Below are 3,821 nucleotides of genomic sequence, written 5' to 3'. Positions count from 1 at the left end.
CCGAACAGGACCGTGAAACGACTCTACGCCGATGATAGTGCGGATTCCCGTGTGAAAGTAGGTAATCGTCAGGCTCCCTAAGCCAGAAACCCCCGCCCGAAAGGCGGGGGTTTTTGCATTGGCGCGGTGGACTAGGCCCGGCGACGCGCGCTCACTCTCGTAACCAACCGCGTACGCGCCAGATCGGTCATCTGCGTTCCTGCTGCCTGCGAAGCTCTCCCTCGGAACGAAACCCCGTGATTTGATACGATCGAAGTGTCGTCGACGCGAGCATCCGTCGACATTCGTGTTCGAAACCAGAGCTTGATGAAGAGGGCGGGGGAATGAATATCGGCGACGCGTCGCGCGAATCCGGAGTCAGCGCGAAAATGATCCGGTATTACGAACAAGTCGGCCTTCTTGCGCCGAGCAAGCGTACCGATGCCGGCTACCGGATCTACGGCGCGGACGAAATCCATATTCTGCGGTTCATCCGCCAGGCGCGACGACTCGGCTTCCTCGCCGAAGACATTCGCAAGCTGCTGATGCTCTGGCAGGATCGCTCCCGCGCCAGTGCCGAAGTGAAATCGATCGCGCTTGAGCACGTGGCCGAACTCGACAAACGCATCGCGGAACTGAGCGACATGCGCGACACACTGGCCGATCTGGCCGCGCACTGTCATGGTGACGGGCGACCAGAATGCCCGATTTTGGCGCGTCTGGCCGACCCCGTCAGCGAACCAAATTAGTGCGGACCTTCGAGTCTCAAAACGGGCTCGGACTCCATATCATTAAAAATCAAAGAGTTACGGGCGGCTCGACTGCCGCCATTCCGAATTGGAATGGCCTCCATGCGCGTATTTCACTAGCATCTTGGTGCGGCATCGCTATAATTCGGGATAACCCTATACGGGAAATCCCTGAATCTCGATTCACCAGGGGTCCCTCTTCCTTGGAGAACGTCATGATCGCCTACATCGTCGAAAAGCTGAGCAACTGGTTCGAATCCGCAGAACGTGAGCGCCGTGAGGCTTACCTCGCCACGTCGTCGGACATCGTCCAGCTCGAGAGCCGCATCCGCTCGCTCGAAACCAACGGCTACTCGCTGTAATCGAAGTCACCGTCAGGTGCCGAGCGGCACCGAACGACAAGCAAGCCCCGTATTGACGGGGCTTTGTTTTTTTGTGCGCCGGATCTGGCGAAAACGTCGGCGCAGCGCTATGGTATGGACCTGCTTTTCATCCTGAAGGACACGATCATGCATTTGCGTGTCGATGTGCGTCGTCGTGCTCGCGCGCGTCTCGTTCTGGGCGCGGCCGTGCTCGTTCATGGCCTCGCGGCCGGTGCCGCGACGTCGTCCAGGCCGCTCGTTCTCGATACGCAGCGCGGCATCCAGGACGGCAAGGGCGGGTTGGTGTTGCAGACGGCACCGTTGTCGTCGGAGCCGATCGTCGAGCCCGCAGGCATGCGGGCCCCGGCCGGGCAGGCGCCGAACACGTCGGTTCCGCTGTTCGTCGCGCCGTATATCAACGTTCCCGCCTGGGGCGGGCAGCCGGCCAACCAGCCGAGGCTCGCGCCTAGACCGCAGCCCTAACGACCAGTCGCCTGATCAGTTTCCGCGGTGCTCGATCTGACAGCGGGCACCGCTATCCTGACCCAGCATCTCAACCAGGTAGGGCAGTACCTCTTTCATGCTCTGAGCGAGCGTATACGGCGGATTCAGGATGAACATCCCGCTGCCGTAGAGGCCCAGTCCGTCGGTCGGCGGATTCGACACCGTCAGCGTCAGGTGCAGCCAGTTGTTCGGCTGAAGGCGCTTCAACTGTTCGGGAAAGCGCTGCGATTCCAGTCGCGTGACCTGCGGGTACCAGATGGCATAGCAGCCGGTCGCGAAACGCTTCAGGCATTCCGTCATGCAACTCACCACGCGCGCGTAATCCTTCTTGTCCTCGTAGGACGGATCGATCAGTACGAGTGCACGTCGCGGCGGCGGCGGCAGCAGCGCCTTGATACCTTCGAAGCCGTCGCCGGCGAAGATCATCGCGCGTCGCCCCGCGTCGCGGAAATTGTGGCGCAGGACATCGATTTCCGTCGTGTGCATTTCGAACAGGCGCATCCGATCCTGCTCGCGCATCGACCGCCATGCGATGTACGGGGAGCCGGGATAGAAGTGCAGTTCGCCGTCGGCGTTCAGCGCGCGGACTTCATCCACGTAGTCGCCCAGCGCCTCCGGCAGGTTCTTTTCGTTCCACAGCCGGCCGATGCCGGTATCGAATTCCGACGTCTTCGCTGCATAACCGTCGCGCAGCGAGTACACGCCGGCGCCTGCATGCGTATCGATGTACCAGTACGATTTATCTTTCTTGTTCAGGTAGCGCAGCAGCTGGACGACGACGGCGTGCTTGAGCACGTCCGCGTGGTTGCCTGCGTGAAAACCGTGACGATAACTGAGCATGGCGGGCTGCCTGAAACGAAAGGTGAATCGATGAAAGCGGATCGTGCGCGGCCGTCAGGCCGGGCGCCGAGGCCGCGTATTGTACGCGAGTGGCCGTGAGTCGCCTTACTCGTATGCGTCGCCGACCACCGCCTCGATGCGTTGCTTCACGTCCGGCGTCAGCTTCGCGGCAACGTCGAGCGCGCGCATGTTGTCGCCGATCTGGTCGACCCGCGATGCGCCCGTGATGACCGAACTCACGCGCGGATTCGCGAGCACCCATGCGATTGCCAATTGGGCGGTACTGCAGCCGAGTTCGGCTGCAATCTCGCCGAGCCGTTCGACGATGTCGTTGGCGGCCCGATCGGTCAGGCGTTCGCGCATCCAGTCGTAGCCCTGCAACTGCGCGCGGCTGCCGGCCGGCACGCCGTTGCGGTACTTGCCGGTGAGCAGTCCCGACGCCAGCGGGCTCCAGGTCGTGAGGCCGAGACCGTAATCGTCGTAGAGCCGCGCATATTCCTGTTCGACCCGGGTGCGGTGGAACAGGTTGTACTGCGGCTGCTCGACGACCGGCTTGTGCAGATGATGCCGCTCGGCGATCTCGCACGCTGCGCGGATCTCGTCGGCGCTCCATTCCGACGTGCCCCAGTACAGCGCCTTGCCGCGCACGATCATGTCGCTCATCGCCCAGACGGTTTCCTCGATCGGTGTATGCGGGTCGGGCCGATGGCAATAGACGAGGTCGACATAGTCGAGCTGCAGCCGGCGCAGCGAGCCGTCGATCGCGTTCAGCAGGTATTTCCGGTTCAGCGTGTGATACTGGTTCGGGGCTTCCGCGAGCCCCCAGAAGAACTTCGTGGACACGATATAGCTGATACGCGGCCAGTCGAGCGACTTGAGCGCGTGACCCATGATTTCCTCGGATTTGCCGCCGGCGTAGACTTCGGCGTTGTCGAAGAAATTGACGCCCGCGTCGCGGGCCGCGGCGAGGCATTCGCGCGCGACCCGCTGATCGACCTGATTGCCGTACGTCACCCACGAACCGAGGGAAAGCTCGCTGATCTGCAGGCCGGAGCGGCCTAGCCGTCGATAGTGCATGAGAACCTCCTGTCGAACGGAATCGACCTTTAAGCTTAGACGTTTTGCGCGCGAACGGCGGGGCCGATCGTGCACAATGACGGCTGGCACGCCGATACGATTTCGCGATGAGCGCGGATGCGGCGGGCGCGTGTTTTATCGATCCGACAACGGGAGGAGAAGGACATGGCAGCAGATCTGAGCGGCAAGACCGCCGTCGTCACGGGCGCCGCGAGCGGCATCGGCAAGGAAATCGCGCTGGAGCTGGCCAAGGCAGGCGCGGCCGTCGCGATCGCCGACCTGAACCAGGACGGCGCGAACGCGGTCGCCG

At 62.4% G+C, this 3,821-nt stretch carries 6 protein-coding genes; 4 read left to right on the top strand and 2 right to left on the bottom strand.

The window, feature by feature from the left end; translation table 11 throughout:
* Positions 1–323: 323 nt before the first annotated feature.
* The 3 genes from cueR (at position 324) to WS95_RS29055 (ending at position 1,573) form a co-directional block, all read left to right on the top strand.
* Entirely contained in the window at positions 324–728 is a 405-nt protein-coding gene (gene cueR / locus WS95_RS29060; RefSeq protein WP_059827532.1) for a Cu(I)-responsive transcriptional regulator, read from the top strand.
* A 215-nt stretch (positions 729–943) separates the two neighbouring features.
* Entirely contained in the window at positions 944–1,090 is a 147-nt protein-coding gene (locus tag WS95_RS34345; RefSeq protein WP_006478295.1) for a DUF3563 family protein, read from the top strand.
* Between the two features lie 114 nt (positions 1,091–1,204).
* Entirely contained in the window at positions 1,205–1,573 is a 369-nt protein-coding gene (locus WS95_RS29055; RefSeq protein WP_082747026.1) for a hypothetical protein, read from the top strand.
* Positions 1,574–1,588: 15 nt separating this feature from the next.
* On the opposite strand, the gene WS95_RS29050 is transcribed toward WS95_RS29055, so the two are convergent.
* Complete coding sequence (locus WS95_RS29050; protein ID WP_059827530.1) at positions 1,589–2,434, bottom strand: 23S rRNA (adenine(2030)-N(6))-methyltransferase RlmJ; 846 nt, start codon at positions 2,432–2,434, stop codon at positions 1,589–1,591.
* A 105-nt stretch (positions 2,435–2,539) separates the two neighbouring features.
* Positions 2,540–3,511, bottom strand: a complete 972-nt coding sequence (locus WS95_RS29045; protein WP_059827528.1) for a potassium channel beta subunit family protein — start codon at positions 3,509–3,511, stop codon at positions 2,540–2,542.
* A 165-nt stretch (positions 3,512–3,676) separates the two neighbouring features.
* Between WS95_RS29045 and WS95_RS29040 the strand changes: the two genes are divergently transcribed.
* Positions 3,677–3,821: SDR family NAD(P)-dependent oxidoreductase (locus tag WS95_RS29040; protein WP_131932302.1), on the top strand; the 145-nt coding region annotated here is incomplete at its 3' end.

Origin of the sequence: Burkholderia sp. MSMB1826, assembly GCF_001526325.1 — a bacterium.
GTDB lineage: Bacteria > Pseudomonadota > Gammaproteobacteria > Burkholderiales > Burkholderiaceae > Burkholderia.
The sequence above is the reverse complement of the archived record's forward strand: the minus strand, read 5'-3'. Positions and strand labels throughout refer to the sequence as shown.